The following is a 1,598-nucleotide window of genomic DNA, read 5'->3' as shown; positions in this document are numbered from 1 at the left end:
GCCCTCCTAATCGGTCGTATTTCCACTGCTCTTGCGGACATCGTCGTTCATCCTTCCCGATGCGAGAATATACTATGCTGTTCGCCACGGCACGCCTCCGCTCGCGGGCTTCGAGTTCCGATGCGCCTTGCACTCCTCCGCGCTCTGCGACGGGGTGTTCCGGCTGCACGTCGGCAGCGCTCGAACCGTCGCGGCGCACTTTTCCATCGGATTGACGGAGCATCGTCACAGGCAATCGAGCGCGGTCCGGCCGTCTTCCGATCGGCACAGCCGCAGGCAAGATAACGTGCGTTCCGTCGGTCCTGGTCTGCATCGGTCCTCATCCGCCGAGGGCGGATCTCCATGTTCAGAATGGCGTCCGTCAGTTGCGGGCGCGCTGCATGTCTCGTGTCAGCAAGTTGCTCATCGGTGGGCTCCCAGGAGCTTGCGATCCTTGGTGTGCGCCCGCTGCGCGGCGTCGGCAGTGCTCGCTGCCGGATCGCCGAGATAGAAGGTGCCGTCGCTCCACATGGCGTGCATGATGACGGCCAGTTTGCGGGCCACGGCGACGCACGCCTTGCGATGGCAGGAGCGCTTGGCGATCTCCTGGCCCCAGGCCTTCACCTTGTCCTTGCCCTTGAAGCGGGTCAGCAGTCCCGATGCCGCCTCGTAGAGCGCGCGGCGCACATCAGAGTCCCCAGCCTTTGAGATACGCCCCTGCACGTCGATCGATGTGCCCGACTGCCATCGCCTGGACGTCAGCCCGAAATAGGCGGCAACGTCGCGCGAGCGGCGGAAGCGGGACGGGTCGTCGATCGCCGTCATGAAGCTGAGCGCCGTCACCGGCCCGACGCCTGGGATCGCCATGAAGCGCCGGCACAGCTCGCTTTGCGCCACCAGCTTCACGACGAGATCGTGCAGCCGGCAATACTCCTTCCACAGCGCGGCGCGCGCCGACAGCATGGCGTCCATGAGCTCGCAGGACAGCGGATCGTCGGCCACCGCCTCCCGCACCGCCTGGTCGAACTTGCCGCGCGAGGTGCCACCGAGCTTGATCCCGAAGCTCTTCAGCGAGTGGCGGATGGCGTTCTCGAGATCGAGGAACTTGCGCTTCAGGTTGCGTCGATGCGTCAGCAGCAGGCGCATCCGGTAGCAGCTTTCCGTCTTCACGTGCGCCTGGCGGAACCAGCCTGTGCGCATGATGTGGGCGATCCCGAGGGCGTCCGCTGCGTCGGTCTTGTTGCGCTGGGCCGACATCGCGGCCCGCACATGCTGCGTCTCCAGGCAGATCGCCGGCAGGCCGAGCTTCTTGAGCTCGGGATGGAGCCAGGGCGACAGCGAGCCGGCCTCGTGGCCGACACGCTTCAATCGCCCAACGAAGGGCTTCAGCACCGCCAGCAACGCCTCCGGCTCGGTCGCCACCTTCACCGTCAGATGTACTTCACCGCGATCATCGACGACGCACACCGCCGTCTCCTCGATGGCCACGTCCAGCCCGCAAAAGAAGTCCATCACCCGCCTCCTGCGTTGCGTAACGCGGGAGATTTTACCGGGCGGCGAAGCTGTTGGTGGCGCGCTCTTCGGCGGGGAACCGTCCTGCCGATTACGGGCGGCAATCG

Annotated in this window: 1 protein-coding gene; it reads right to left on the bottom strand. The window is 65.8% G+C overall.

Annotated elements, in window-relative coordinates; translation table 11 throughout:
* Positions 1 to 402: 402 nt before the first annotated feature.
* Entirely contained in the window at positions 403 to 1,491 is a 1,089-nt protein-coding gene (locus ABLE93_RS26865; RefSeq protein ID WP_012112611.1) for an IS110 family RNA-guided transposase, read from the bottom strand.
* Positions 1,492 to 1,598: the final 107 nt, after the last annotated feature.

It is taken from the genome of Xanthobacter pollutisoli (assembly GCF_040044995.1).
GTDB lineage: Bacteria > Pseudomonadota > Alphaproteobacteria > Rhizobiales > Xanthobacteraceae > Xanthobacter.
The sequence above is the reverse complement of the archived record's forward strand: the minus strand, read 5'-3'. Positions and strand labels throughout refer to the sequence as shown.